The organism is Rhodoferax sp. GW821-FHT07F03, from assembly GCF_059418745.1.
Genome location: NZ_JBWKQM010000008.1, coordinates 211,013 through 235,444 on the forward strand (window position 1 = coordinate 211,013; position 24,432 = coordinate 235,444).

The following is a 24,432-nucleotide window of genomic DNA, read 5'->3' on the forward strand; positions in this document are numbered from 1 at the left end:
CAGGTTTTATCTGCGCTGGTGGCCTATTCCTTATAAATTGCTGGATTCAGCCCAGTGTGAACGGCCCGCCTTTTTCCAGCGCACGCTGGTAGGCGGGTCGTTCGTGTATGCGGGCCAGGTAGGCCATCAGATTCGGGCGGCTGCTGTCCAGGCCTCCGCGGGCTTGCGCGGCCTCGATGGGGAAGCTCATCTGGATGTCGGCCCCGCTGAACTCGGCGCCTGCGAACCACAGGCTTTTGCCCAGCTCCGCTTCCATGAAGTCCAGATGGGTTTTGAGTTGCGGCAGGATGAAGCTCTTTTTTACGTTCCCGCTGATGGCCTTGGCAATGGGCTTCACGAAGAACGGCATCTTGGTGTTCTCGATCTTGTCAAAGATGAGCTTGAGCAACAGAGGCGGCATGGCCGAACCTTCGGCGTAATGCAGCCAGTAGCGGTAGCGTAGACGATCCGGCGTGCCGACAGCCGGGGCGAGCCGGCCCTGGCCATGCTGTTCGATCACGGTTTCCACAATCGCGCCCGATTCGGCCAGCACCGTGGCGCCATCGGTTAGCACCGGCGATTTACCCAGGGGGTGCACTGCGCGCAGGCTGGCCGGCGCCAACATGGTTGTGGCGTCGCGTTGGTAGCGCTGGATTTGGTAGTCCAGGCCCAGTTCTTCCAGTAGCCACAGCACGCGCTGCGAACGGGAGTTGTTCAGGTGGTGCAAGGTCAGCATAGAACTCCGGGTTGTTGTCATGGCAAATGCACAGCGAATTCGGATAATCCGCCAACAATTTTGCAATTCTTTACCTTGTGACGATATGCAACAGGCCTTGTACTGGCATCCGGCCTGACGGGGCAGCATATGATTTCACTTAGTTTAGCTAACCAATTATTTGCTTTGCCCGCTTCATCGTCCGTACAAAAACATGCCGCCATGGTGTTGGAGGTTGTGCCCGCCGTGATGGATTCCATCCGCCAGGCGATGAGGCTAGGTGCGGGTGCACATTTGTCGGTGCCGCAGTTTCGTTGCCTGAACTTCATTGCACGCAAGCCGGACTGTTCGATTGGCGAGGTCGCGGCTTTTCTGGGCGTCACTATGCCCACGGCTTCGGCCATGACGGACCGCCTGGTGCAGAGCGGCCTGGTTTCCCCCCAAACCGCCAGCGACGACCGGCGGCGTACCCAATTACAGCCTACCCATGCCGGGTTGGCACAGCTTGCACATATCCAGCAGGATGCGCAGGCTGATTTAGAACGTGCTTTGACGGCTTGTACCGGCAAAGAGCTACGCGACCTGCAAGCAGGATTGGCCATTCTTTGGCGCACTTTTCGACCCGACCTAGAAACCCCATGAAGACTGTTCCCATTCTTTTGAATACTGTTTGCGGCGCGCTGGTGCTGGTCCTGGCGGGCTGCTCAGGTAAGGCCGATGTGGCGGCCCCTGCAGGTGGCGCCAGTGCCGCCGCCGCACCTTCCGCCGGGGCCTCGTCGGCCACGCCACCGGTCACCATCACCACGGTCAAGGCGCAGTCCAAGGACTTCCCGGTGGTACTGAAGGCCACGGGTACAGTCACGCCCATCACCAGTGTGGACGTCAAGGCCCAGGTCACCAGTGTGGTGGCCAAGGTGCACATCCAGGAAGGGCAGTTCGTTAAAGCCGGAGAGTTGATGTTCACGCTGGATTCGCGTACCGACGAGGCCAACCTGGCCAAGGCCCGCGCCCAATTGGCCAAGGACAACGCCTCCCTGGCTGACGCCAAACGGCAGTTCGCGCGCAGCCAGGAGTTGTTCCGCCAGAGCTTTATTTCCCAGGGCGCTCTGGATACCGCCCAGGCCCAGGTCGATGCCCTGGCCGCCACCGTGGCAGCAGACCAGGCGGCGATAGACGCGGCCAAGGTCGCGCTGTCGTTTGACCGCATAGCCGCGCCCAATACTGGCCGAGCAGGCCAAGTACCTGTGTCTACCGGCAGCGTGGTCCAGGCCAATGTCACCACCCTGGTGACGATTACCCAGCTGGACCCGATCTCGGTGGGCTTCAGCCTGCCGCAGCGCAACCTTCCCAACGCTCTTGCAGCATTGAAGGGCGGTGGCGCACCCGTGACTGCAACCCTGGGCGATGGCGGCGGCTCATTTACGGGCCGCCTGCAGTTTGTGGACAACGCGGTGGATGCCAGCTCGGGCTCGGTCAAGGCCAAGGCAGAGTTCGCCAACAAAGAAGGCAAGCTGTGGCCCGGTGCTTTTGTAGAGGTATCGCAAACCTTCAACACCCTGAAGGGTGCGGTGGTTGTGCCCCAGGCGGCCATCATCCAGAGCGCGCGCGGTAACATCGTCTACACGGTGGAGGAGGGCAAGGCGGTGTCCAAACCCATCCAGTTGGTGTATGCCCAGGGCACGGACGCCGCTGTCACGGGCGTGAATGCCGGTGATGCCATCGTGGTGGACGGCAAGCAGAACGTGCGCCCCGGTTCCCGCGTGGTCGAGCGTGCCCATGACGCCAAACCCGCGGCCTCCAGCCCCGCTGCAAGTGACGCCGCCAGCTCGGTGGCCAAGAGCGCCAGCGCCGATTCCGCCAACACACCTCGGCCTGCCGCACCATGAGCTTTTCTGAAGTCTTTATCCGCCGTCCGGTGATGACGGTGCTGCTCAATGCGGCGGTGGTCATGGCCGGTGTCATTGGTTTCCAGAAGATTCCGGTGGCGGCCCTGCCCAGTTACGACACACCGGTGATCAACGTGTCGGCCACCTTGCCGGGGGCCAACCCCGAGACCATGGCCAGCTCGGTGGCGCTGATTCTGGAGAAGCAGTTCCAGACCGTGCCCGGCCTGAAGACCATCAGCTCCACCAGCATTCTGGGCAGCACCTCGTTGACTTTGGAGTTTGACGAAGGCCGCAACATCGACGCCGCCTCGGTGGATGTGCAGGCGGCCCTGCTGCGTGCACAGCGTTCCCTGCCCACCGACATGACCAACCCGCCGTCTTACCGCAAGGTGAACCCGGCGGACGCGCCGGTGCTGCTGGTGGCCATGACCTCGCCATCGTTGGCACCGGCAGACTTGCAAGACTTTGCCGAGCATCTGATTTCACCCACGCTGTCCACCATCGACGGCGTGGCCCAGGTGAATATCTTTGGCGCCAAGCGCTACGCCGTACGTGTGCGCGTGAATCCGCAAGCCCTGGCGGTGCGCAATATTGGCCTGGACGAACTGAGCAGTGCCCTGAAGTCCGCCAACGTGAACACGCCGGTGGGTACCCTGGAGGGGCCGCGCCAAACCCTGGTGCTGCAGGCGAATCGGCAACTGCGCAACGCGGCCGACTTCTCGGACTTGATCGTTAGCACCCGGGGCGGTAATCCGGTGCGCCTGAAAGACGTAGCCAGCGTGGAAGACAGCCTGGAAACGCTGAAGAGCTGGGCTACGCTGGATGGCGAGAACTCCATCACGCTTGCCATCCAGCGCCAGCCGGGTGCCAACACGGTGAAGGTGGTGGACTCCATCCGCGCCGCGCTGCCCAGGCTGCAAAGCCAGATGCCGCAGTCGGTTTCCATGACGCCGGTGAACGACCGCTCCAAGTCCGTGCGCGAGGCCTTGCACGATGTGTCGCTGACCCTGATGGGCACGATTGCGCTGGTGGTGCTGGTGATCTTCCTGTTCCTGCGGCGCTTCATCGCCACCTTGATACCGGCCTTGTCCTTGCCCGTGTCCCTGGTGGGGGCCGTGGCCTTGTTGTGGGGCTTGAATTACAGCCTGGACAATATTTCTCTGCTGGGTCTGACGCTGGCCGTGGGTCTGGTGGTGGACGACGCCATCGTGGTGCTGGAGGACATCATCCGCCACGTCGAAAACGGCGAAGACCCGTTCCAGGCCTCGCTGCGTGCGGCGCGCGAGGTGGGCTTCACCATCGTTTCCATGTCCACCTCCTTGATCGCGGTGTTCATTCCCATCTTCTTCATGCCCGGCGTGATCGGGTTGCTGTTCCACGAATTCGCCGTGGTGGTGGGCTTGTCCATCGTGGTGTCGGCCTTTGTGTCGCTGACTCTGGTGCCCATGCTGGCCAGCCGCTTTCTGAGTGACGAGTCGCACAAGAAGCCGCCAGGCCGCCTGGTGCATTCCTTTGAGACTGGCTTCAACGTGGTGCTGGCCGGCTATACCAAGACGCTGGACCTGGCTCTGCGCCACCGCAAGTTGGTGCTGCTGGTGGCGGCGGGTACGTTTGTCGCCACGTTCTGGTTGGCCTACATCATTCCCAAAGGGTTCTTCCCCGAGGAAGACATAGGCCAGATCCAGGTCACCACCGAAGCTGCGGAAGACGTGTCCTTCCCTGAAATGGTCAAGCTGCAGGAACGTGCGGCGACGATCTTCCGGGCGGACGAGAACGTGGCCACGGTCAGCTCCTTCACCGGCGGCAACAATGCGCAGAACTCAGGGCGCATGTTCATCAACCTCAAGGCGCAAGGCGAACGCCTGCCCATGAAGAAGGTGGTCGAAGGCCTGCGCAAGAAGCTGCGCGCCGTGGCCGGCATCAACGTCTTCATGCGGCCTGTGCAGAACCTGCAGCTGGGTGGCCGCCAGAGCAAGGCCCAGTACCAGTACATCCTGCAAAGCATCAAGGCTGATGAATTGAACACCTGGGCTAACAAGCTGCAAGAGCAGCTGCGTGCCGACCCCATCTTCCGTGACGTGACCAGCGACTCGCAGCTGCGCGGCCTGCAAGCCCAGTTGAAGATCGACCGTGACAACGCGAACACCCTGGGCGTGTCGATTGACACCATACGCACCGCCTTGTTCAGCGCCTTCGGCGAGCGCCAGGTGTCCACCATCTACCTGCCCACCGACAGTTACCAGGTGATCATGGAAGTGGCTCCCGAGGCCAAGCTGGATGAACGTGCACTGAACGGCATTTACGTCCGCTCGTCCAACGGGACCTTGGTGCCCATGTCCAGCTTCACCACGGTGGAGCGCACCGTAGGCCCCACTGCCATCAACCATGCGGGTCAGTTGCAGGCGGTAACTGTGTCATTCAACCTGGCACCCGGCGCGGCCCTGGGCGATGCGACTGCCAAGATCGACGCGGCCAGCACGGCCATTGGCATGCCGTCCAGCATCATCACCAGCTACGGCGGTGATGCTGCGGTGTTCCAAAGCTCGCAGGGTAGCCAGGCGATTCTGGTGGTGGCGGCCTTGCTGGTCATCTATGTGCTGCTGGGCGTACTGTACGAGAGCTATATCCACCCATTGACGATTCTGGCCGGCCTGCCGTCTGCCGCCGTGGGGGCGCTGGCCACGCTGATGCTGTTCGGCCAGGACCTGACGCTGATTGCCACCATCGGTATCGTGCTGCTGATTGGTATCGTGAAGAAGAACGCCATCATGATGATCGACTTCGCGCTGGAGGCGCAGCGCCACCGTGGCATGACGCCTGCCGAGGCGATCCGCGAGGCCTGCATACTGCGCTTCCGCCCCATCATGATGACCACGCTGGCCGCGCTGATGGGCGCCTTGCCGATTGCCCTGGGCATAGGCGCGGGCGCCGAGCTGCGCCAGCCGCTGGGCCTGGCCGTGGTCGGTGGGCTGGTGTTCTCCCAGGCCATTACGCTGTTCATCACGCCGGTGATCTATCTGGCCCTGGAGCGCTTCAGTGGCTCCGGCCCGGTGACCACGCCTGAGTTCATCTTGACCGGATCGGCACATTGACGTATTGATACATTGCTACTGAATGTATAGCTGCTAGCGCAGGTAATATCTGCGCTAGCAGCATTTTTTATGGAGAGTTGAAAGCTATGCAAAACCGCGCGCTCGGCCCCTTCCAAGTTTCCGCCATCGGCCTGGGTTGCATGAACGTGAGCCACGCCTATGGCGCGCCGGTCACGGCAGAGCAGGGCGAATCCGTCTTGCTGCACGCGCTGGACCGCGGCGTGACCCTGTTTGACACTGCCGCTCTGTACGGCTTTGGCAGCAATGAAGAGCTGGTGGGGCGTGCTCTGTCGAAGCACCGTAACAAGTTCACCCTGGCCAGCAAATGCGGCATGACCGGCGTGGACGGCAAGCGCGTGATCGACGGCCGCCCGGCTACCCTCAAGCGCACCTGTGAAGAGGCGCTGAAGCGCCTGCGCACCGAGGTCATCGACCTGTATTACCTGCACCGCTGGGACAAAACCGTGCCGATTGAAGACAGTGTGGGCGCGCTGGCCGACCTGGTGCGCGAGGGCAAGATCCAGACCATAGGCCTGTCCGAGGTATCGGCCAGCACGCTGCGCAAAGCCCATGCCGTGCACCCCATCACCGCGCTGCAAACCGAGTACTCGCTGTGGACGCGCAACCCCGAGATCGCGGTACTGCAGGCCTGCAAGGAGCTGGGCACGGCCTTTGTGGCTTTCAGTCCAGTGGCGCGAGGCTTTTTGACTGGCACGCTGCAAGACGTAAACACGCTGGACGCCAAGGACATACGCCGCGGCATGCCCCGTTTTGCGCCCGAGAACTACGCCGCCAATCTGCGCCTGCTCAGCGGCTACGCAGCCATTGCGCGCGAAGCCGGCTGCACCCAGGCCCAGTTGGCCCTGGCCTGGTTGCTGCAGCAGGGCGAGCACATCATCCCCATCCCTGGCACCACCCGTGTGGAGCACCTGGACGAAGACCTGGATGCGGCCGATGTGCACCTGTCACCCGAACTGCTGGCCCGCTTGGATGCGCTCATCAACCAGCGCACCGTCACGGCGGCGCGCTACAGCTCGGCCAACCAGGCCGACGTGGATACCGAAGAGTTTTGATACTGCCAGGCAGGGGAGTGGCACAGGGTTTGCTGCATTGACAGTGGGGACTTTCCCCTAGTCGATTTCTGGAGACCTGATGCATACAAGCCCCCGCTCCGCGGTCGCCCCGGCCGCCAGCCCCGCCGGTATTTCCACCGTCAATCTGGCGGCGCGCCAACGTATGCTGTCGCAGCGCATGATTCTGCAAACCGTGTTGGCTTCACAGGGGGATAAAGACAAACGCCAGGCGGCGGAGCGCACTCTGGCGCTGTTTTCTGAAAGCCAGGCCCAGCTGCTGGAATTTTCCAAGACGCTGGATGTTGCCAATGCCCGCAAGTTGGACGCGGTCTACCACGGTGATCATGGCGTGGCCACCACCATCCAGGAATTCACCAGCTTGGTGCGCACCGCTTTGGCACAGATAGCCCAGCGCGACGACCGTCAGGCCGCGTCGGTGGCCCAGTTGGTGGAGCAGACCGATGTGGTGCTGGACGCCCTGAACAAAGCCACCACGGTGTTTGACGACATCAGCAAATCCAAGTCCGACAGCATGAAGCGTGAGCTGACCGGCATCGTGAGCGACATCCAGAGCGTGGCCCGCGAGGCCAAGGTGGTTAGCTTCAACGCGCTGGTGATTGCCGCACGCGCCGGCAATTTTGGCCGCGAGTTTGCGGTGGTGGCGAACGTGCTGACCGGCATCACCGGCAAGATCGACGGCCTGTCGCGCGACGCCATCGTGCTGGCTGGCCGTACCTGAGCCAGCGGGTCGCCGGTGGGGGCGGGTGGGGGCAGCGTACACTCGGCGCCCCTCTGTCATTCCTCTTGCCGATGCCCTCCAATTCCTCGGGTCCTCTGACCCGCACACCACGCGCCCGCAAGGCCGTGGTGGACGCTTCGCAGCAGCTCAGCCTGGGCTTTGCGGACGATGTCTTTGCAGTCCCCGCGCTGCCAACCGAAAAATCTGCCTCCGTGCGTGCCGCCCCGGTGCCCAAGCCCGTCGCTGTACAGCAGGTGGCAGCTGCCGCGCAACCGTCCACCGAGTACAGCATGGAAGCCATGGCTGCGCAGCTGGAGCAGCACCCCGACTACCGCGTGCTGCGCCGGCTGGTGCCGCAGCTGCAGTTTGCCGCGCCACCCGCATCCGGCGTGCTGCGTCTGCTGGTGTTGGACACCGAAACCACCGGCCTGGAACACAGCCGCGACAAGATCATCGAACTGGCTCTGCTGCGGGTGGACGTGGACACCGCCACCGGCTTGCCCTGCGGCACGGTGCAGGTATATGACGGCCTGGAAGACCCGGGCATGCCCATCCCCGCGATTGCCCGCCAGGTAACCGGCATAGACGACAGCATGGTGCAGGGCCAGCACCTGGACGAGGCCCGCGTCGCCGAGCTGCTGGATGGCGTGGACCTGGTAGTGGCGCACAACGCGGCTTTCGACCGGCCCTTTGTCGAAGCACGGTTTCCAGCTTTCGCCGCCAAAGCCTGGGCCTGCTCGTTTGCCGATATCGACTGGAAGGCCGAGGGCCGTGAATCCGCCAAATTGTCCGCCCTGGCGCTGGAGTTGGGCTGGTTTTACGATGCCCACCGTGCCGAGATGGACTGCCACGCGCTGCTGGCCGTGCTGCAGGCCATGCTGCCCAACTCGGGTGGTAGCGGCCTGGCCCGGCTGCTTGAGGCGTCCAAAGCCACGCGTTACCGCCTGCAGGCTACCGGTGCTCCGTTCGACGCCAAGGACGCGCTGAAAGAGCGCGGCTACCGTTGGGACGCCACCCAAAAGGTCTGGCACACCCGCCTGGCCGACGAAGCTGCGCTGCAGGCCGAAGGCGAATGGCTGGCCGCCGAGGTCTACCGCGGCCGTGCCGCCCGTGTGCAGGTAGAGGCGCTGGACGCCCTGGTGCGCTATGCCAGCCGCCCAGGTGTGATTGGCTGGAAGCAGTTGGGGTAAAAAAGGCCGCTGGCGCAGAATTTACCTGCGTGAGCAGCTATTAATTTGATAGCAAAGCATCAACGACCGCGGATCAGCCGCGTAACCAGCGCAGCCGTGCGACGCCTCAGAGGTGTTTCCCGTCGCTGCGCAGGCGTGACAAGGCAGAGCGTGGTCTTGATCTCGGGGCGTTCGAACGGCGACACGACCAGCCGTTTGGGATGCGCAAATACGCGAATGGCGTCTTCACTCAGGGTAGCGTGCCCTATGCCGGCACTTACGAGGTCGAGGATCACCGACACGCTGGAAACCTCCCACTCGACATGCAGCGGCACGCCCGCCATGGCTGCTGCCGACTCCATCAGCTTGCGATAGGTTTGCCCTCGCTCCGGCATGATCAGCGAGTACTTCGACAGGTCTCGCAAGGTCACCGGTCCGGTGGGCGCCTGGTTTGCTGGACTCACCAGGCACAGCCGTTCTTCTCGCAAAGGCTGGATGTCGAGCGCGGGCAAGGGCTCCGGGCTGTGCACCAGGCCGAGGTCGCAGCGCCCCGAAACCAGCCACTCGGTGATGTGCGTCGAGAAGCCTTCGATGATCGCCAGGTGGGCCTTGGGTAGCTCGTCGCGGAAGGCCTCGATCAAGGGCAGCGTATGCAGGCGCGCCAGCGTGGGCGGCATCGCGATCACGATGCTACCGGTGGGCTCGTCGCGCTGCGTGACCGCGTTCTCCTTGGCTTGCTCGACCAGATGGAGGATGTTGTAGCAATGGTCCAGCAACCGGCGACCGGCCTCGGTGAGCTCCACGCCCCGGCCATGGCGCAGCAGCAGAGGTTCGCGCATTTCAACCTCCAGCGCACGCACCTGCCGGCTCAGGGCCGGCTGCGCAGCACCGAGCACCATAGCTGCCTTGCTGAAGCTGCCGTGTTCGGCAACGCGTACAAAGGTCTCCAGTTGATTCAGGTTCATGTCCGGATCTTCTCATAAGCCATGCTGTGAATGCATAGCTGCTAGCGTTTGCTAGAACTTGCTTGTAGGGTCTTGTGCCCCCAGAATCGGCGTCGGAGTCGATAAATCACTGCCAATCTGCCCAAGCCACCTTGATCGGTGTGCCGACAGGCCATTTCGCAGATACCCATATGAGTCTCGCTTTAGCGAGCGTAATCTAGGAGACAAAAATGAATGCAGACAACATGGCTGCGGATGCATCGCAGCCAAAGCCGCGGCGCGCGTGGTACCGGCAGTTATGGGTGCAGGTGCTGGTGGCGATGGTCTTGGGCGTCGTCCTAGGGCACTTTTACCCCGATGCTGGCAAGCTGATGCAACCCCTGGGTGATGGTTTCATCAAACTTATACGCATGCTGATCGCGCCCATCGTGTTCTGCACCGTTGTGCTCGGCATAGCCAAGATGGGCGATATGTCGAAGGTGGGCAAGGTCGCCATCAAGGCCCTGATCTACTTTGAGGTGATGACCACCGTGGCCTTGGTTCTTGCGCTGGTGATCGTGAATGTGTGGCAGCCCGGCGTGGGCATGAACGTCAACACCTCGGCACTGGATGCGGGGTCGGTGAAGGTTTACGTTGACCAGACCAAGTCGCATGGCACGGTGAGCTTTTTGATGGACATCATTCCTTCGACACTGGTGGGCTCATTTGCCGAAGGCAACGTGCTGCAGGTGCTGCTGATTTCTGTGATCCTGGGCAGCACGCTGGTCGCCATCGGGCCGCGCGCCAAGCCGGTGATCCAGCTGCTGGACATCGGCTCGGAGATGCTGTTTCGCGCCGTCGCCATCGTGATGTACCTGGCGCCTATCGGGGCATTCGGCGCCATTGCCTTTACCGTCGGTCGTTATGGTGCGGGCGCGCTCGCATCTCTGGGCAATCTGCTGATCTGCTTTTATTTCACCTGCCTGGTGTTTGTGTTCCTGGTCCTGGCACCGTTGTGTAAATTCCTGGGTTTCAGCATCTTCAAGCTGCTGCGGTATCTGCGCGATGAACTGCTGATCTGTCTTGCAACGACGTCCTCCGAAGCCGTGCTGCCGCGGATGTTGGTCAAGATGGAAAACCTGGGTTGCAAGGGCAGTGTCGTCGGCCTAGTGATTCCTACAGGCTACTCGTTCAACCTGGATGGGACTTGTCTCTATTTGGCCTCGGTGGCGGTGTTCCTCGCGCAGGCCACCAATACGCCGCTGGACATTTACCAGCAACTTCTGCTGCTTGGCGTGTTGCTGCTGACGTCGAAAGGTGCGGCTGGCGTCGCTGGGGCTGCGTTCGTGGTACTGGCGGCCACGCTGTCGACCGTGGGCAGCATTCCCGTGACCAGCGTTGCATTGATCCTGGGCGTGCACCGATTGCTCGCAGAAGGCCTGGTGCCGACGAACCTCATTGGAAATGCCGTGGCAACCATCGCCGTCTCCAAATGGGAGAACGGGCTGGACCAAGAACAAATGCACCGGGTACTGAACCGGGAATAGCCCAAAGCAGATTGCTTGCGTCGCCCTTTTGGACGACACCTACCTTCACATTATTGAGAATACGCATGTCCCTACTTCACACAAAATCCATGCAATGGGCCGCCGGCGCCATGGCCACCCTGAGTGCCTTGGCATTTGCCACACAGGCTACTGCCCAGAGCAGCGTGCAGCTCTACGGGCTGGTGGGCACTTATGTAGCCAGCATCAAACGCAGCGACACCACGGTGCGCAACACCGTGGTCGGTTCTGGCGGGTTGACCACCTCTTACTTTGGCTTGCGTGGCAAGGAGGATCTGGGTGGTGGACTGGCAAGCGTGTTCCAGCTGGAGAACTTTTTTCAGTCGGATACCGGCGGCGCGGGCCGTTCGGCCAAGGACCCCACAGCGTTCTCCCGCAACGCCTGGGTAGGGCTACAAGGCGACTTTGGCGCTGTCACGTTGGGGCGACAAACCTCGCCGTACTACTTGGCGATGCAGGCTGTGAATCCGTTCCAGTCGTCAGTGGTGTTTTCACCGCTGGTGCTGCAGTCCTACGTGGCCACGTTCGGCGGTACTCTGATTGGCGACACGGTTTGGGACAACGCGGTGCAGTACGTGTCACCCAAAATAGGCGGGGTTAGCGGAACCGCGATCTATAGCCTGGGTGAGGTTGCTACCAATACGGCTGTCAATAATGCGGGCCTGAGCCTGAACTACGCCAACGGGCCACTCGTGGCCGTGCTGTCGGCGCAAAACGTGCGTACTGCAGCGGTAGCGCCATCGACGGGCCAGCGGGCCTACCAGGCGGGCTTGAGCTATGACTTCGGTCCGGCCAAGTTATACGGGTCGGCACAGACGACCGACAACGCGGTGACAGACATTAAGACGCACACCTACCAGGTCGGCACGTCCATTCCTGTGACCGCCGCGGGCGCAGTGCAGGTTTCGTGGGCCCACACCAGTACCGACAATCCGACGGTTGCGTCGTTCACCCGCAATACCGCAGCGCTGGGTTATGACCATTTTCTGAGCTTGCGAACCGACGTCTACGCTACCTACCTGTACGACAAGGCGAGTAACCAGGCTGTGGGCAACAGCGTGGGGCTGGGTATCCGCCACCGGTTTTAGAACCTCACAAAGTGTGCGTCACCAGCCGGAAGTCGGGGTCCTCGGCAAAGGGCTGGATGGTGTAACCCAGGCTGCGCATCAGCTTGAGCATGCCAGGGTTGTTGGCCAACACCAGGCCGTGGATTTCACTCAGGCCTTTTTCGCGCGCCACGTCCATGATGCACAGCATCAGGCGTGTGCCCAGGCCACGGCCACCGAAGTCATCGGCGACTACCAGCGCAAATTCGCAACTGGCGTTGTCGGGGTTGGTAATGAAGCGCGACACGCCGATGATGCGCTCCGTCTCCTGCATCTCGCCACTCGCGTCTGGGCTGCGCTGCTTGTGCACGGCCACCAGGGCCATTTCACGGTCGTAGTCGATCAGCGCGAAGCGCGACAGCATGCTGGGCGGTAGCTCGGACAGCATGGACACATAGCGGAAGTAGCGGCTCTCGGCCGACAGGCCGCGCACCATGTCCTGCAGCATCTCGCCGTCGTCCGGGCGTATCGGGCGCAGCGTGGTCTGCCCGCCGCCACGTAGGGGCCAGACCTGTTCGTAGCGGGCCGGGTAGGGCAGTATGGCCAGGTGCTGGTATTCGGGGCCGCGCCCGCTGCCCGCGGGGGATGCGCTGTCGATCACGATGCGCGCGTCCACCGCCACTGCGCCGGAAGCGTCCACGATGATGGGGTTGATGTCCATCTCGCGCAGCTGGGGCAGCTCGCAGACCATTTCAGAGACGCGCATCAGCACCCGCTCCAGCGCGTCCATGTCCACCGCGCTGGCGCCGCGCCATTCGCCCAGGGTTTCACTCACGCGGGAACGGTCTATCAGCTGGCGTGCCAGGAACTGGTTGAGTGGCGGCAGCTCCATGGCGCGGTCGTTGATCAGCTCAATCATGGTGCCGCCCGCGCCAAAGGCGATCACCGGGCCAAACGGATCGTCGGTCACCAGGCCGATGCAGACCTCACGGCCGCGCTTGTGGCGCGCCATATTCTGCACCGTCACGCCGTGGATGCGCGCATCGGGCATTTGCCGCGCCACGAGCTGCACCATGTCGTTATAGGTGTCGCGCACGCCCACGGCGTTCATCACATTCAGTGCCACGCCGTCTACGTCGGACTTGTGGCTGATGTCGGGCGAGTCGATCTTCAGCGCCACCGGGTAGCCCAGTTGGGTGGCGATCATCATCGCTTCGTTCGCACTGCGGGCCAGCACGGTCTGCGTCACCGGGATGTGGAAGGCCGCCAGCAGGGCCTTGGACTCCATTTCGGTCAGCACCTTGCGGCGCTCGGCCAGCACGCCTTCGATCAGCAGGCGCGCACCTTCTACATCCGGCTTGGCCAGGGCCGACAGCGGCGGTGGTGTTTGCTGCAGCAGTTGCTGGTTTTGGTAGAAGGAAGCGATGTTGCCAAACGCACCCACCGCCGCCTCCGGCGTACGGAATGTGGGGATGGCTGCCGCGTTCAGTGCGGTGCGCGCTTCGCCCACCGAGGCGTCGCCCATCCAGCAGGTCAGCAGCGGTTTGGACAGGTGGGGTTTGAAATCGGCCAGTGCCTGGGCCACGCCGGTAGCGTCGCAGCCGGCCTTGGGTGAATGGATAACCAGCACGCCGTCCACCTGGCTGTCGTGGCTGGCTGTTTCTACCGCCGCACGGTAGTGGGCAGGGCGGGCGTCTTCCGATAGGTCCACCAGATCGCACAGTGAGGCTTGCGACGGCAGCTGGGGCGCCAGCGCGGCCTGGCTGGCGGGGCTGAGCAGGCCGAGCTGCAGCTCAATTTCGGTGATCCAGTCGGCGGCCAGCACGCCGGGCCCGCCACCGTTGGTGACGATGGCCAGGCGTTTGCCCACGGCCTGGTAGCGCGATGCCAGGCATTTGGCCGCAGAAAACAGCTGCACGAATGAGCGCACGCGCACCGCACCCGCGCGGCGCAGGGCCGCGTCGAACACATCGTCGCTGCCGACGATGGTGCCCGAATGGGTATGCGCCGCCGTGTTGCCGGCCGACTTGCGCCCGGCTTTCAGTACCACTACCGGCTTGGCGTTGGCGGCTGCACGCAGCGCACTCATGAAGCTGCGGGCGTTGGCTATGCCTTCCATGCAGACCACGATGCTGTGCGTCTGCGGGTCGGAGGCCAGAAAGTCCAGCACCTGGGCAATGTCCACCGCCGCATTCGGCCCAAGCGACACCACGCTGGAAAAGCCCACCGCGTTGTGCCGCGCCCAGTCCAGTATCGAGGCCGTGAGCGCACCCGATTGCGACACCAGGGCCAGCGGACCGGGGGCGGCCAGTGCACCCGCTAGGCTGGCGTTCAGCCCCAGCTGCGGGCGCTGGAAGCCCAGGCAATTCGGCCCCATCAAATGCATGCCGTGGCGGCGTGCCACGCGGTGCAGCTCGCCGGCCAGGCTGGCCGGCACGCCGCTGGAGACAACCACCGCCGAGCGGCATTTGATGCGCCCAGCCACCTCCAGTGCGGCGGCCATGTCCTCGGGTGGGAGGGCGATGACGGCCAGGTCGGCACGGGTCTGCGCCAGGTCGGCCAGCGTGCCGGTGGTATGAATGTCCAGAAAGTTCAACCGGCCGCTGAAGCGCTGGGCCCGCAGGGCGTTCGGCAGGGCCTGCAACTCGGGGCTGGCGAACACTACGATCGAGTCGGGGGAGAAGAGTGATGTCAGGTAATGCGTGTCCATGGAGCCCTTTGGGCGCAGAGTTCGGCGCCGCTTGACCGAAATCATACGACCTGGCTTGCATTCATAGTAAAAACACGTCCAGCGCAGATTTTGCCTGCGCCAGGTGCTATATTTTCAATAGTATTTTCGGGCTTGCGGTCTTTGTGGGTGGGGGCACCAGTGGTTTATCCTGCCAGCTACCCGAGGGCTGCTTGAGCCATTACACCCGTCCACCACAAGGAATCCCCATGAAAGCCATCTGGAACGGCGCCGTGATCGCCGAAAGCGACGACATCGCCGTGGTTGAAGGCAACCACTATTTCCCGTTGAGTTCGCTGAACCGCGAGTTCGTCAGCTTCAGCAACCACAAGACCACCTGCGCCTGGAAGGGCCAGGCCAGCTACTACTCGCTGATGGTCAACGGCGAAATGAACACCGACGCCGCCTGGTACTACGCCAACCCCAAGTCCGGTGCCGAAGAGGTCACGGACCGCGTCGCTTTCTGGAAAGGCGTGAAGATAGAAGCATGAGCACAGCACTGTTATCCGCGCCGTTCACCCCGGTGGCGCAGTTTGTAGATGTGGTGAACCGCCAGGCCTATGCCACCTTGGACCCGGCGGGCTTGGCTGCGCTGGCGGGTTGCACGCTGGACGATCTGCTGGCGCTGTGCCCCAGCTGGAATGATTTGCCGCCTGACGAATACCTGAAGGACGGCGGCCGCTACCGCCGCCGGCGCCATTCCTGCTTTGTGCTGCAGGCCGATACGCTGCAGCAGGTTCCGCACCGAGCGCACTGGCAGCCGGTGGAGTACAACGCTCTGCACGGCGGCATGGAGCGCTGGTTTGCGCCCATGCTGGACGCCGATGTGGCCCAGCCTGTGTGGTCGCAGCTGCTGTTGGCCCTGGGCCGTGCATGCACCGCCTTGCGTGGCGGGGCTCAGGCCGGTGGCCCACCGCCCTGGTATGTGGAAGCTCACCAGTTTCGCATCGACACCACCGACGGCATAGGCCGGCCCACCCCCGAAGGCGCGCACCGTGACGGCGTGGACTTTGTGGCCGTGCTGCTGGTGGGGCGTTCGGGCATCAAGGGCGGTGAAACCCGGGTCTTTGAGGCAGACGGCCCGAACGGCCAGCGCTTCACGCTGACCGAACCCTGGAGCCTGTTGTTCTTGGACGATGCGCGCGTGGTGCACGAGTCCACCCCCATCCAGCCCCTGGCACCGGGCGGCTACCGGGATACGCTGGTCCTGACCTTCAGGGCCCGCAGCTTCCAGAGTAGCTAAGAACGTGTTTACGTTCTAAGGTGCATTCCCACAACAATCAGGAGACAAAATGCAACTTCTCAACCATGACCTGGCCCATGAATACCCCCAACTGGTGGGCAAGATCCGCAGCCTGAAGCTCAGCAGTGTGCGCTTCCAGCACTTGTTTGAAGCCTATGACGAGGTGAACCATGCCGTGACCCAGCTGGAGCAGGACGGCGGTGCCATCTCCGATGTAGCCATGGAAGATATGAAGAAAAAGCGGCTGAAGATCAAGGACGACATCTACCAGATGCTGATAGCGCCCTGAGCACTGGGGCCTGCGTGGCCCTTTGAGCATGGAATATTATTGTTACAAGAGGATGGTCGCTCCGGTCCTCCTGCGGCTGTGTTGTCGCGTTTAATCGCTAGTCCTTTTTTCGAATGAGAGTCTTTTATGGCATATCCGCTTGTTGTGGTTTCCCGGTTGCTGGCTGCTAAGCAGCTGCGCAAGGCCGGTCTGGTGCTGGGTTTGTTGGGGGCTGTGGGGGCGCTTGGTACGGGTTCGGCACAGGCGCAGGAGCTGTATTTGAACGCCACCGTGGGCGGTGCCTTTGCCCCCGGGGTGTATGGCCAGATCAGCTTTGGTAGCCAGCCACCACCACCTGTGCTGTATGCCCAGCCGGTCTGGATACAGCGTGCGCCGGTACAGCCACCGCCTTTGTATCTGTATGTTCCGCCGGGGCATTCGAAACACTGGGCAAAGCATTGTGCCGAGTACAACGCCTGCGGTCGTCCGGTGTATTTCGTCAGGGTGAATGATTCCAACCGATGGTGGGAGCGTGGCCGCGATGGCGGGCGTGGCCCGGAGCGCCACGAAGAGCGCCGTGACGATCGGCGCCAGGACTTCCGCCAGAACGACCAAGGTGACCGCGGCCCAGGTCACGGCCATGGCCACGGCAATCGCAAATTCGACGATTAAGCCCTCGCCTGGCTGGGGGCACGCCTGGTGCTCCCCTTTTTTTCCTTTCTTGTCTGGCTGGTGACTGGATTTTTGCCCACTGGATCATGTAAGGTGATGAGAGCGCGTTGCTGGGCCAGTCCCTACCAAAATCAGACCATGCGGTGCAGGCCATGCAAGCTCTCTGCACACGGCTTGCTTTCAATTTGATACACGTATGCCGCGCGGTGCGATACTTGCTAATGCATTTGGGGCAGCCCTAGCCCATCGCAGGTGAAAGGCCCTCGTGGGCAGAGCTTTGTTTCACTCCTATTTCCTTGGTGGAGACGTATGCAGGCAAGGGGCACATGACAAGAGTCGAAGACTCGGTGGTTTTGGCACAAAGCGACTTGAGTACGCTTAGCGATGACGCGGGTCTGGCCTGGGTGCTATTGGGCAAGGGGCTCGACTTGTACCAGGATGGTGTGTTCATCGTGGGCGAGGAAAGGCGCTTCGTTTATGCAAACGATGCCGCCGTACGGGTCCTTGGATACGACCGCAAAACCTTACTGACCATGGGGCCGCCAGACATCGATCCGAATATTTCATGGGAGCAATGCCTGGAAATATTGCAGAAGCCGCAGGGACAGGCCTTCGTCATTGAAACCGTACACAAGACGCAAAGCGGCAACCTGATTCCGGTGCGGGTGCATGGTGTGACTTTGCGGATGGGCGAGCACTTGTTTGCCGTGTCCATCGTTCATGACATGTCGGAATCCAAGCAACTGCAAGCGGCTCTGCTGCAACGCCAGCAGTATTGGCGAACCCTGCTGGACGAGTTTCCATTTTTTGTCTGGCTCAAGGACACGCAAAGCCGTCTGCTGGCAGCCAACACAGCGTATGCCAGGGTGGCGCGCGTGGGTTCTACGGCGGAGCTGGAAGGTCGTACTGAGTTTGATTTCTTTCCGCAGGACTTGGCGGAGATCTATATTTCCGATGACAAAGCCGTCATGGCGTCCGGGCAGGCCCATTACGTGGAGGAGATCTACGTCGACGAGCATGGCCAACGGCGCTGGATGGAGGTCTGGAAGTCACCGTTGCATGAACATGGCAAGGTGGTGGGCACAGTTGGCTATTCCAGAGACATCACGGATCGCAAGCATACGGAGAGCGAGCTCCAGAAGGCGCTGGCCTTCACGCAGGGCGTCATTGATGCCATACCGGACCTGCTGTTTGAAACAGACCGAAATGGCTGTTACCTGAACGTTTGGACGCGCAGCCCCGAGCTCCTGGCGGCAAACCGGGAGAGCTTGCTGGGGCGAACATTGGGGGATGTGCTTTCGCCCGAAAGCGTTGCCATCGCCGAGCTTGCCTACATTGAGGCAGAGCAGTCGGGCGTTTCTTTGGGCCACGTCATCTCGGTCATGACTCCGCTGGGCTTGCGCCATTTTGAATTGTCGGTGTCACAGATGCGTAGCGTGGGGGACTCGGGCCCACGCTTCATTACCGTTTCACGTGATGTGACGCAGCGGCTGGAGTTACAACAGGAGTTGACCAACCGTGAGCGCGAATACCGCACCCTGGTGGAGCATTCGCCAGATGTTATTGCCCGTTTTGACCTGCAGTGCTGCTGCCGTTATGCCAACCCGGTGTTGCTCCGGGCCTTGGATCGACTCAATACGGGTGCGCTGGGGTGTTCGCCAGCGGCGCTATGGGGCGCATCGGCAGGACAGGCTTTGACGCAGCGCCTGGTGTGCGTGGTGGACAGCAAAGAGTCGCTTGAGTTTGAGCTGCACTGGTCCGACGCCCAGGGCCGTAGCATTTGTAGCCTGGTGAGCCTGACGCCCGAGGTGGGTGTCGATGGCCGGGTGGCCAGCATCTTGATGGTGGGGCGCGACATTACCGAGCTCAAAGCCTACCAGGACCAGATCCACCAGATGGCGTTTTACGATCCGCTGACGGGCATGCCAAACCGGGTTTTGTTCAACGACCGTCTGGCCCAAATGCTGAACGATGCAGCCTACCACCGCTACCAGGCCGGGGTGATGGTGGTGGACCTGGATCGCTTCAAGCAGATCAATGACAGCATGGGCCATGCCGCGGGAGACGCCTTGCTCAAAGAGGTGGCCATGCGCCTGCGTGCCAGTGTGCGCAGCTATGACACTATCGCCAGGCTGGGCGGTGATGAGTTCGGCATTCTGCTGCCAAAAATGCATGCGGGGCCAGATCTCACGCGCGTGGCGGGCAAGGTGCGGGCAGCCTTCAACCAAAGCTTTTGGTTAGAGGGGCGGGAGATATTTGTGTCCTGCAGCATGGGCATTTCGGTCTATCCGTCAGACAGTGCGGTGGCGCAAGAGCTGCTCAAATACGCGGACTCCGCGATGTACTCTGCCAAACACAGCGGGCGCAACAGCTTCCGGTTCTACTCCAAGGATTTGACGACCCGGGCCCAGGAGCGGCTGACGCTCGAATCCGATCTGCGCCACGCGTTTGAGCGCGGTGAGTTGGCGCTGCACTACCAGCCCAAGGTGCTGCTGGAGTCGTGTGCAGTCGTGGGATGCGAGGCGCTGCTGCGCTGGACACATCCTCGCCTGGGCATGGTTTCGCCCAGCCTGTTCATCCCGGTGGCGGAAGACTCTGGTTTGATCAATGAACTGGGCGCCTGGGTGTTGCGCGAATCCTGCTGCACCGCCGTTGTGTGGAATTCCCAGGCAGTCGTGCCGCGCAAGGTGGCGGTCAACCTATCGGCCCGCCAGATCCAGACACCGGGTCTGGTGGAGCAGGTGGCGGGCATTCTGTTGGAGACCGGTTGCCGGCCCCAGTGGTTGGAGCTGGAAATCACGGAAAGCCTGCTGCTCGACGAAGATGGCCCCGTGCTCAGTACCTTGCAGGCGCTGCGCGGCATGGGGGTGACGATAGCCATTGACGACTTTGGTACCGGCTATTCGGCCCTGGCCTATCTGGCCCGCTTTCCCATCGACACGCTCAAGATCGACCGTTCATTCATCCATTCTGTGACCACCGATTTTCGAACCGAACTGGTGCGGGCCATCTTGTCCATCGCCCGCTCCTTGAACCAACAAGTGGTGGCCGAAGGTGTGGAAACGCGGGAGCAGGCCGACTTTTTGGCAGCCGAGGGCTGTCAGCTGGTACAAGGCTTTCTTTTCAGCAAAGCCGTGCCTCGCGAGCAGCTCCTGGCTTTATCGGAGGTATGTCTTGCCCCCGACGGCATGGCATTCACGCTGACTTCCAAGTAGTGGATCGGTCTCCGGTGTTGCATGCCGTCCGGGTTTACATGCGCTCGAAAATCGCCGCAATCCCCTGGCCGCCGCCGATGCACATGGTCACTAGTGCATAACGGCCCTGGATGCGTTGCAGCTCGTACAAGGCCTTGACGGTGATCACCGCCCCTGTGGCGCCTATCGGGTGGCCTAGCGAGATGCCTGAACCGTTGGGGTTCACCTTGGCCGGGTCCAGCCCCAGGTCCTGGGTTACGGCGCAGGCCTGGGCGGCAAAGGCTTCGTTGGCCTCGATCACGTCCAGGTCCTGCACCGTCAGCCCGGCCAGTTTCAGCGCCTTCTGGCTCGCCGGCACCGGGCCTATGCCCATGTACTGCGGGTCGACACCGGCGTGCGCATAGGCCACCAGGCGAGCCAGCGGCTTCAGGCCACGCGCTTCGGCCTGGGACTTTTCCATCAGCAGCACGGCGGCAGCCGCGTCGTTCAGACCGGAGGCATTGCCTGCGGTGACGGTGCCGTTCTCCTTGATGAAGACAGGCTTGAGCTTGGCCATGTCGGCCAGGGTGCAGTTGGGGCGGAAATGTTCATCGTCGGCAAAAGCCACATCGCCTTTCTTGCTTTTCAGGACGATGGGCAGGATCTGCTCTTTGAAGTAGCCGGCCTGCGTGGCGCGTTCGGCGCGGTTATGGCTTTCTACCGCCAGCGCATCCTGCGTCTCGCGGCTGATGCCCCATTTCTTGGCGATGTTCTCGGCGGTCACGCCCATGTGGATGTTCTGAAATGGGTCGTGCAGCGCGCCGACCATCATGTCCACCATTTGCGTGTCGCCCATGCGTGCTCCCCAGCGGGTGTTAAGCGAGGCGTAGGGCGCGCGGCTCATGCTCTCGGCACCGCCGCCGATGGCGATGTCGGTATCGCCGAGCAAAATCGACTGGGCCGCCGACACGATGGCCTGCAGGCCGGAGCCGCACAGGCGGTTCACGTTAAAGGCCGGCGTTTCCTGGCTGCAGCCGCCCTGGATGGCCGCCACGCGCGACAAATACATGTCCTTGGGCTCGGTGTTGACCACATGGCCGAACACCACGTGGCCTACATCGGCACCGTCCACGCCGGCGCGCAGCAGCGCTTCACGCAGCACCTGGCCGCCCAAGGCGCTGGGCGCCTGGTCTTTCAGGCTGCCGCCAAAGGTACCAATGGCGGTGCGCACACCGCTGACTACAACAACTTCACGGGGCATGGGAGTCTCCTTTTTGGAAATGGAAAGCGGAGTATGGTGCCTGTTGCCCGGCACCAGGCTTACACGGTTTTGTCACATAGTTGACATGGATCAAAGCTAAGGTCTTGGGCTATACCTAGCCTAGATCCATGGATAACGCCTTGAACGCCTATACCGATGAAATGATGCAACGCGTGCACCGCGACCTGCTCGACAGCTATGACGAAGAGCTGGAGATGGAGATCGAAGACCGCCAGCTGGTCGGTCTGGACGGCATGCCGGTCGAAGAGGACAGCCCCAGCCAGAAGGAAGCGCGCCGCCAGTATTTTCGCGAGCTGTTCCGTTTGCAGGCCGAGCTGGTCAAGCTGCAGGACTGGGTGGTGGCCACCGGCCACAAGGTGGTGATTTTGTTCGAGGGCCGCGACGCGGCTGGCAAGGGTGGTGTCATCAAGCGCATTACCCAGCGCTTGAACCCGCGCGTCTGCCGCGTGGCCGCGCTGCCCGCACCGAACGACCGCGAACGCACGCAGTGGTACTTCCAGCGCTATGTATCGCACCTGCCGGCGGCCGGCGAGATCGTGCTGTTCGACCGCAGCTGGTACAACCGCGCGGGGGTGGAGCGGGTCATGGGCTTTTGCACCGACGACCAGTACGAGGAGTTCTTCCGCACCGTACCCGAGTTTGAGCGCATGCTGGTGCGCAGCGGCATCCAGCTGGTGAAGTACTGGTTCTCGATTTCCGACCAAGAGCAGCATCTGCGCTTCCTGGGCCGCATTCACGACCCGCTGAAGCAGTGGAAGCTCAGCCCCATGGACCTGGAGTCGCGCCGCCGCTGGGAGGAATACACCAAGGCCAAGGAAGTGATGCTGGACCGCACCCACATCCCCGAGGCGCCCTGGTGGGTAGTGCAGGCCGTGGACAAGAAGAAAGCCCGCCTGAACTGCATCCACCACCTGCTTCAGCAAATGCCTTACCAGGATGTACCACACCCGGCGATCCAGTTGCCCGAGCGCGAGCGGCATGACGACTACATCCGCCAGCCCGTGCCGAACGAGATCGTCGTTCCAGAAATCTATTGAACACCTTAGGGGTGTTTCAGGCCGTTGGCGCATATATATGCTGCGCAGACTGCTATTAAATAAATAGCAATCAGGCCCGTACGTCAGCTACCGGCTGGCTGCCAAAGTCGGGCCGCTCCAGATATGCCAGCACGCGGGCAGCCGCCTCCTGCGGCGAGGTCAGCTGGCCCTGGCTATACAGGCGTTCAAAAGACGTCTGGTCGGCAAAGCTGCGGGCATCTGCGCCGCGCAGCTGGGCTTGCATATCGGTATCAATGACGCCCGGCGCCAGCGAGCACAGCTTGGCGCCATTCGGCAGGCGGGCTTCTTCCAGCACCACACAGCGCGTGAAATGGTCCAGCCCGGCCTTGGCCGCGCAGTAGGCTGCCGACGAGGCCATGGCGCGCTGGCCCAGTCCGGATGAGATGTTCAGCACCCGGCGCCTGCCTGGCCAGCCGCGCGTTGCGCCCAAGAACGCGGCGGTCAGCAGCATCGGAGCTTCCAATCCCACGCGCAGTGCTTGCGCCAGGTCTGCCGACTCTGCGTCTTGCAGGGGTGTGAGCTGGGCTAGCGTGCCGGCGTTGTTGATCAGCGTGACCGATGCCCACTGCGTGCCGTCGTGCTGCTGCAGCCATTGCCCCAGGCGCGCCGCCACGGGTGCAGTGTCGCTCAGGTCGTGCTGCCACTGCGCCACCGCGGCATGTGAGGCGAGGGCCGGGTTGGCCTTGCGTGCAATGCACACCAGATGGTGGCCGGCCTGTGCCAGCTGCTGCGCCATGGCCAGGCCCATGCCGCGCGAGGCGCCCGTCAGTATGGTGAGATGTTGGGCAGATGTCTCAGGCATAAAATAGGGCTCCAGCGCAGGTGGCTGCTGCGGTAGCAGCTATGGATACTGTAGTGAACCTGTTGTGAATCGGGTCAACCGCCCAGGCCGGCGAAGATGTTTTGCACATCGTCGTTGGCGTCAATCGCGGCCAGGAAGGCCTCGACTTCCTCCAACTGCTCGGCGCTCAGGCTGGCCGGGTCGATCGGGTTCTTGGCCTTGTAGCCCAGCTTGGCCGACAGCACGGTAAAGCCCTGGGCGGGTAGGGCGCGGCTCACCAGGTCCAGGTCGGCCGGGTCGGTCAGAAACAGGGTGTTGCCTTCGTCCTCGCCGGGCTCGAAGTCTTGCGCACCGGCTTCGATGGCGGCCAGCTCGGCATCTGCGTCCTTATTGGCGGGCTCGGCTTCGATCATGCCCACGTGGTCGAAGTCCCAGGCGACGGAGCCGGAGGTGCCCAGCTGGCCCTTGCGGAACAGCACGCGCATTTCGGGGGCGGTGCGGTTCACGTTGTCCGTCAGGCATTCAACCATCAGCGGCACGCGGTGCGGTGCGAAGCCTTCGTAGATCACGTGTTCGAAGTTGACGGCCTCACCGGTCAGGCCGGCGCCTTTCTTGATCGCACGGTCTAGGGTGTCCTTGGGCATGGAGACCTTGCGGGCCTGTTCCACCAGCAGGCGCAGGCGGGCATTGGCTGCCGGGTCGGCTCCGCTGCGTGCGGCGACCATGATGTCTTTAGACAGTTTTCCGAAGGCACGGCCGCGGGCATTTGCCGCCAGTTCCTTGCCTTTTGCTTTCCACTGTGCGCCCATGTTTATTTGTCCTTGCTGTTGCTGCGCTGTTGTGCGCGGAGATTCGGGTGTGTGCTGGCATGCGCGCGGCGCCAAAGGCCGGGTACATGACCGGAGGGGCTTGGTTATACACCCATCCGTTCCCGGAGGGGAGCCTGCCTCCACTTGCATGAAAAATACGGCTTCGGCGCAGCTAGTACCTGCGCTGCCAGCTATCAATAGTGTAGTAGATCGTGCCTTGGCCCAGGCCAG

General features: G+C 62.3%; 20 protein-coding genes. 14 read left to right on the forward strand and 6 right to left on the reverse strand.

Features of this window, described 5'->3' with window-relative positions; genetic code table 11:
- Positions 1-46: 46 nt before the first annotated feature.
- On the reverse strand, positions 47-715 hold the full coding sequence (locus tag AC07R0_RS14170) for a glutathione S-transferase (protein ID WP_495074359.1): 669 nt from the start codon (positions 713-715) through the stop codon (positions 47-49).
- Positions 716-916: 201 nt separating this feature from the next.
- Here AC07R0_RS14170 and AC07R0_RS14175 point away from each other — a divergent pair, with 201 nt between their 5' ends.
- From AC07R0_RS14175 to AC07R0_RS14200, 6 genes are all read left to right on the forward strand, one after another.
- Positions 917-1,336 carry a MarR family winged helix-turn-helix transcriptional regulator gene (locus tag AC07R0_RS14175; RefSeq protein ID WP_495098144.1) on the forward strand — a complete coding sequence of 140 codons (420 nt, stop codon included), beginning with the start codon at positions 917-919 and terminating at the stop codon, positions 1,334-1,336.
- The gene (locus AC07R0_RS14180) at positions 1,333-2,580 is read left to right on the forward strand and encodes an efflux RND transporter periplasmic adaptor subunit (protein ID WP_495105289.1); all 1,248 of its coding nucleotides are present in this window, start codon (positions 1,333-1,335) and stop codon (positions 2,578-2,580) included. Before AC07R0_RS14175 ends, AC07R0_RS14180 begins: the two co-directional genes overlap by 4 nt.
- Positions 2,577-5,672, forward strand: coding sequence for an efflux RND transporter permease subunit (locus tag AC07R0_RS14185; RefSeq protein ID WP_495105290.1), 3,096 nt, complete (start codon positions 2,577-2,579; stop codon positions 5,670-5,672). Before AC07R0_RS14180 ends, AC07R0_RS14185 begins: the two co-directional genes overlap by 4 nt.
- Positions 5,673-5,758: 86 nt before the next feature.
- Positions 5,759-6,745, forward strand: coding sequence for an aldo/keto reductase (locus AC07R0_RS14190; RefSeq protein ID WP_495105291.1), 987 nt, complete (start codon positions 5,759-5,761; stop codon positions 6,743-6,745).
- A 79-nt stretch (positions 6,746-6,824) separates the two neighbouring features.
- On the forward strand, positions 6,825-7,484 hold the full coding sequence (locus AC07R0_RS14195) for a methyl-accepting chemotaxis protein (RefSeq protein ID WP_495098147.1): 660 nt from the start codon (positions 6,825-6,827) through the stop codon (positions 7,482-7,484).
- Between the two features lie 71 nt (positions 7,485-7,555).
- Positions 7,556-8,674 carry a 3'-5' exonuclease gene (locus AC07R0_RS14200; protein WP_495105292.1) on the forward strand — a complete coding sequence of 373 codons (1,119 nt, stop codon included), beginning with the start codon at positions 7,556-7,558 and terminating at the stop codon, positions 8,672-8,674.
- 59 nt (positions 8,675-8,733) lie between these two features.
- Here AC07R0_RS14200 and AC07R0_RS14205 read toward each other — a convergent pair whose 3' ends face one another.
- Entirely contained in the window at positions 8,734-9,618 is an 885-nt protein-coding gene (locus AC07R0_RS14205; RefSeq protein WP_495105293.1) for a LysR family transcriptional regulator, read from the reverse strand.
- 209 nt (positions 9,619-9,827) lie between these two features.
- On the opposite strand from AC07R0_RS14205, the gene dctA reads away from it, so the two are divergent.
- Positions 9,828-11,123: a C4-dicarboxylate transporter DctA gene (dctA, locus tag AC07R0_RS14210; protein ID WP_495105294.1), complete on the forward strand. Its 1,296-nt coding sequence runs from the start codon at positions 9,828-9,830 to the stop codon at positions 11,121-11,123.
- An 89-nt stretch (positions 11,124-11,212) separates the two neighbouring features.
- Positions 11,213-12,229 carry a porin gene (locus AC07R0_RS14215; protein WP_495105295.1) on the forward strand — a complete coding sequence of 339 codons (1,017 nt, stop codon included), beginning with the start codon at positions 11,213-11,215 and terminating at the stop codon, positions 12,227-12,229.
- Between the two features lie 4 nt (positions 12,230-12,233).
- On the opposite strand, the gene AC07R0_RS14220 is transcribed toward AC07R0_RS14215, so the two are convergent.
- A complete protein-coding gene (locus AC07R0_RS14220; RefSeq protein WP_495105296.1) occupies positions 12,234-14,897 on the reverse strand; it encodes a bifunctional acetate--CoA ligase family protein/GNAT family N-acetyltransferase in 2,664 nt (887 codons plus the stop codon).
- A gap of 227 nt (positions 14,898-15,124) precedes the next feature.
- Here AC07R0_RS14220 and AC07R0_RS14225 point away from each other — a divergent pair, with 227 nt between their 5' ends.
- The 5 genes from AC07R0_RS14225 to AC07R0_RS14245 all read left to right on the forward strand — a co-directional run bounded on the left by AC07R0_RS14225 (position 15,125) and on the right by AC07R0_RS14245 (position 20,313).
- The gene (locus AC07R0_RS14225) at positions 15,125-15,406 is read left to right on the forward strand and encodes a DUF427 domain-containing protein (RefSeq protein WP_490592915.1); all 282 of its coding nucleotides are present in this window, start codon (positions 15,125-15,127) and stop codon (positions 15,404-15,406) included.
- A complete protein-coding gene (locus tag AC07R0_RS14230) occupies positions 15,403-16,158 on the forward strand; it encodes a 2OG-Fe dioxygenase family protein (RefSeq protein ID WP_495105297.1) in 756 nt (251 codons plus the stop codon). Before AC07R0_RS14225 ends, AC07R0_RS14230 begins: the two co-directional genes overlap by 4 nt.
- Before the next feature lie 49 nt (positions 16,159-16,207).
- Positions 16,208-16,447, forward strand: coding sequence for an HP1242/YdcH family protein (locus AC07R0_RS14235; protein WP_495074347.1), 240 nt, complete (start codon positions 16,208-16,210; stop codon positions 16,445-16,447).
- Positions 16,448-16,573: 126 nt separating this feature from the next.
- A complete protein-coding gene (locus AC07R0_RS14240; protein ID WP_495105298.1) occupies positions 16,574-17,098 on the forward strand; it encodes a hypothetical protein in 525 nt (174 codons plus the stop codon).
- Between the two features lie 326 nt (positions 17,099-17,424).
- Positions 17,425-20,313 (forward strand): sensor domain-containing protein, encoded by a 2,889-nt coding sequence (locus AC07R0_RS14245; RefSeq protein WP_495105299.1) that lies wholly within the window; start codon positions 17,425-17,427, stop codon positions 20,311-20,313.
- Between the two features lie 34 nt (positions 20,314-20,347).
- On the opposite strand, the gene bktB is transcribed toward AC07R0_RS14245, so the two are convergent.
- Positions 20,348-21,532 carry a beta-ketothiolase BktB gene (gene bktB / locus AC07R0_RS14250; protein ID WP_495105300.1) on the reverse strand — a complete coding sequence of 395 codons (1,185 nt, stop codon included), beginning with the start codon at positions 21,530-21,532 and terminating at the stop codon, positions 20,348-20,350.
- Positions 21,533-21,660: 128 nt separating this feature from the next.
- Between bktB and ppk2 the strand changes: the two genes are divergently transcribed.
- On the forward strand, positions 21,661-22,590 hold the full coding sequence (gene ppk2, locus AC07R0_RS14255; RefSeq protein WP_495105301.1) for a polyphosphate kinase 2: 930 nt from the start codon (positions 21,661-21,663) through the stop codon (positions 22,588-22,590).
- Positions 22,591-22,660: 70 nt separating this feature from the next.
- On the opposite strand, the gene AC07R0_RS14260 is transcribed toward ppk2, so the two are convergent.
- Entirely contained in the window at positions 22,661-23,413 is a 753-nt protein-coding gene (locus AC07R0_RS14260; protein ID WP_495105302.1) for an SDR family NAD(P)-dependent oxidoreductase, read from the reverse strand.
- Positions 23,414-23,487: 74 nt separating this feature from the next.
- A complete protein-coding gene (locus tag AC07R0_RS14265; RefSeq protein ID WP_495105303.1) occupies positions 23,488-24,201 on the reverse strand; it encodes a YebC/PmpR family DNA-binding transcriptional regulator in 714 nt (237 codons plus the stop codon).
- Between the last annotated feature and the right edge of the window lie 231 nt (positions 24,202-24,432).

Excerpts from the sequence above, each read along its gene's own strand:
- AC07R0_RS14220 (WP_495105296.1), bottom strand. The coding sequence starts at position 14,897 with ATGGACACGCATTACCTGACATCACTCTTCTCCCCCGACTCGATCGTA.
- AC07R0_RS14170 (WP_495074359.1), bottom strand. The coding sequence starts at position 715 with ATGCTGACCTTGCACCACCTGAACAACTCCCGTTCGCAGCGCGTGCTG.
- AC07R0_RS14195 (WP_495098147.1), top strand. The coding sequence starts at position 6,825 with ATGCATACAAGCCCCCGCTCCGCGGTCGCCCCGGCCGCCAGCCCCGCC.
- AC07R0_RS14200 (WP_495105292.1), top strand. The coding sequence starts at position 7,556 with ATGCCCTCCAATTCCTCGGGTCCTCTGACCCGCACACCACGCGCCCGC.
- AC07R0_RS14225 (WP_490592915.1), top strand. The coding sequence starts at position 15,125 with ATGAAAGCCATCTGGAACGGCGCCGTGATCGCCGAAAGCGACGACATC.
- AC07R0_RS14205 (WP_495105293.1), bottom strand. The coding sequence starts at position 9,618 with ATGAACCTGAATCAACTGGAGACCTTTGTACGCGTTGCCGAACACGGC.
- AC07R0_RS14240 (WP_495105298.1), top strand. The coding sequence starts at position 16,574 with ATGGCATATCCGCTTGTTGTGGTTTCCCGGTTGCTGGCTGCTAAGCAG.
- bktB (WP_495105300.1), bottom strand. The coding sequence starts at position 21,532 with ATGCCCCGTGAAGTTGTTGTAGTCAGCGGTGTGCGCACCGCCATTGGT.
- AC07R0_RS14245 (WP_495105299.1), top strand. The coding sequence starts at position 17,425 with ATGACAAGAGTCGAAGACTCGGTGGTTTTGGCACAAAGCGACTTGAGT.
- ppk2 (WP_495105301.1), top strand. The coding sequence starts at position 21,661 with ATGGATAACGCCTTGAACGCCTATACCGATGAAATGATGCAACGCGTG.
- AC07R0_RS14260 (WP_495105302.1), bottom strand. The coding sequence starts at position 23,413 with ATGCCTGAGACATCTGCCCAACATCTCACCATACTGACGGGCGCCTCG.
- AC07R0_RS14185 (WP_495105290.1), top strand. The coding sequence starts at position 2,577 with ATGAGCTTTTCTGAAGTCTTTATCCGCCGTCCGGTGATGACGGTGCTG.
- dctA (WP_495105294.1), top strand. The coding sequence starts at position 9,828 with ATGAATGCAGACAACATGGCTGCGGATGCATCGCAGCCAAAGCCGCGG.
- AC07R0_RS14190 (WP_495105291.1), top strand. The coding sequence starts at position 5,759 with ATGCAAAACCGCGCGCTCGGCCCCTTCCAAGTTTCCGCCATCGGCCTG.
- AC07R0_RS14175 (WP_495098144.1), top strand. The coding sequence starts at position 917 with ATGGTGTTGGAGGTTGTGCCCGCCGTGATGGATTCCATCCGCCAGGCG.
- AC07R0_RS14265 (WP_495105303.1), bottom strand. The coding sequence starts at position 24,201 with ATGGGCGCACAGTGGAAAGCAAAAGGCAAGGAACTGGCGGCAAATGCC.
- AC07R0_RS14215 (WP_495105295.1), top strand. The coding sequence starts at position 11,213 with ATGCAATGGGCCGCCGGCGCCATGGCCACCCTGAGTGCCTTGGCATTT.
- AC07R0_RS14180 (WP_495105289.1), top strand. The coding sequence starts at position 1,333 with ATGAAGACTGTTCCCATTCTTTTGAATACTGTTTGCGGCGCGCTGGTG.
- AC07R0_RS14235 (WP_495074347.1), top strand. The coding sequence starts at position 16,208 with ATGCAACTTCTCAACCATGACCTGGCCCATGAATACCCCCAACTGGTG.
- AC07R0_RS14230 (WP_495105297.1), top strand. The coding sequence starts at position 15,403 with ATGAGCACAGCACTGTTATCCGCGCCGTTCACCCCGGTGGCGCAGTTT.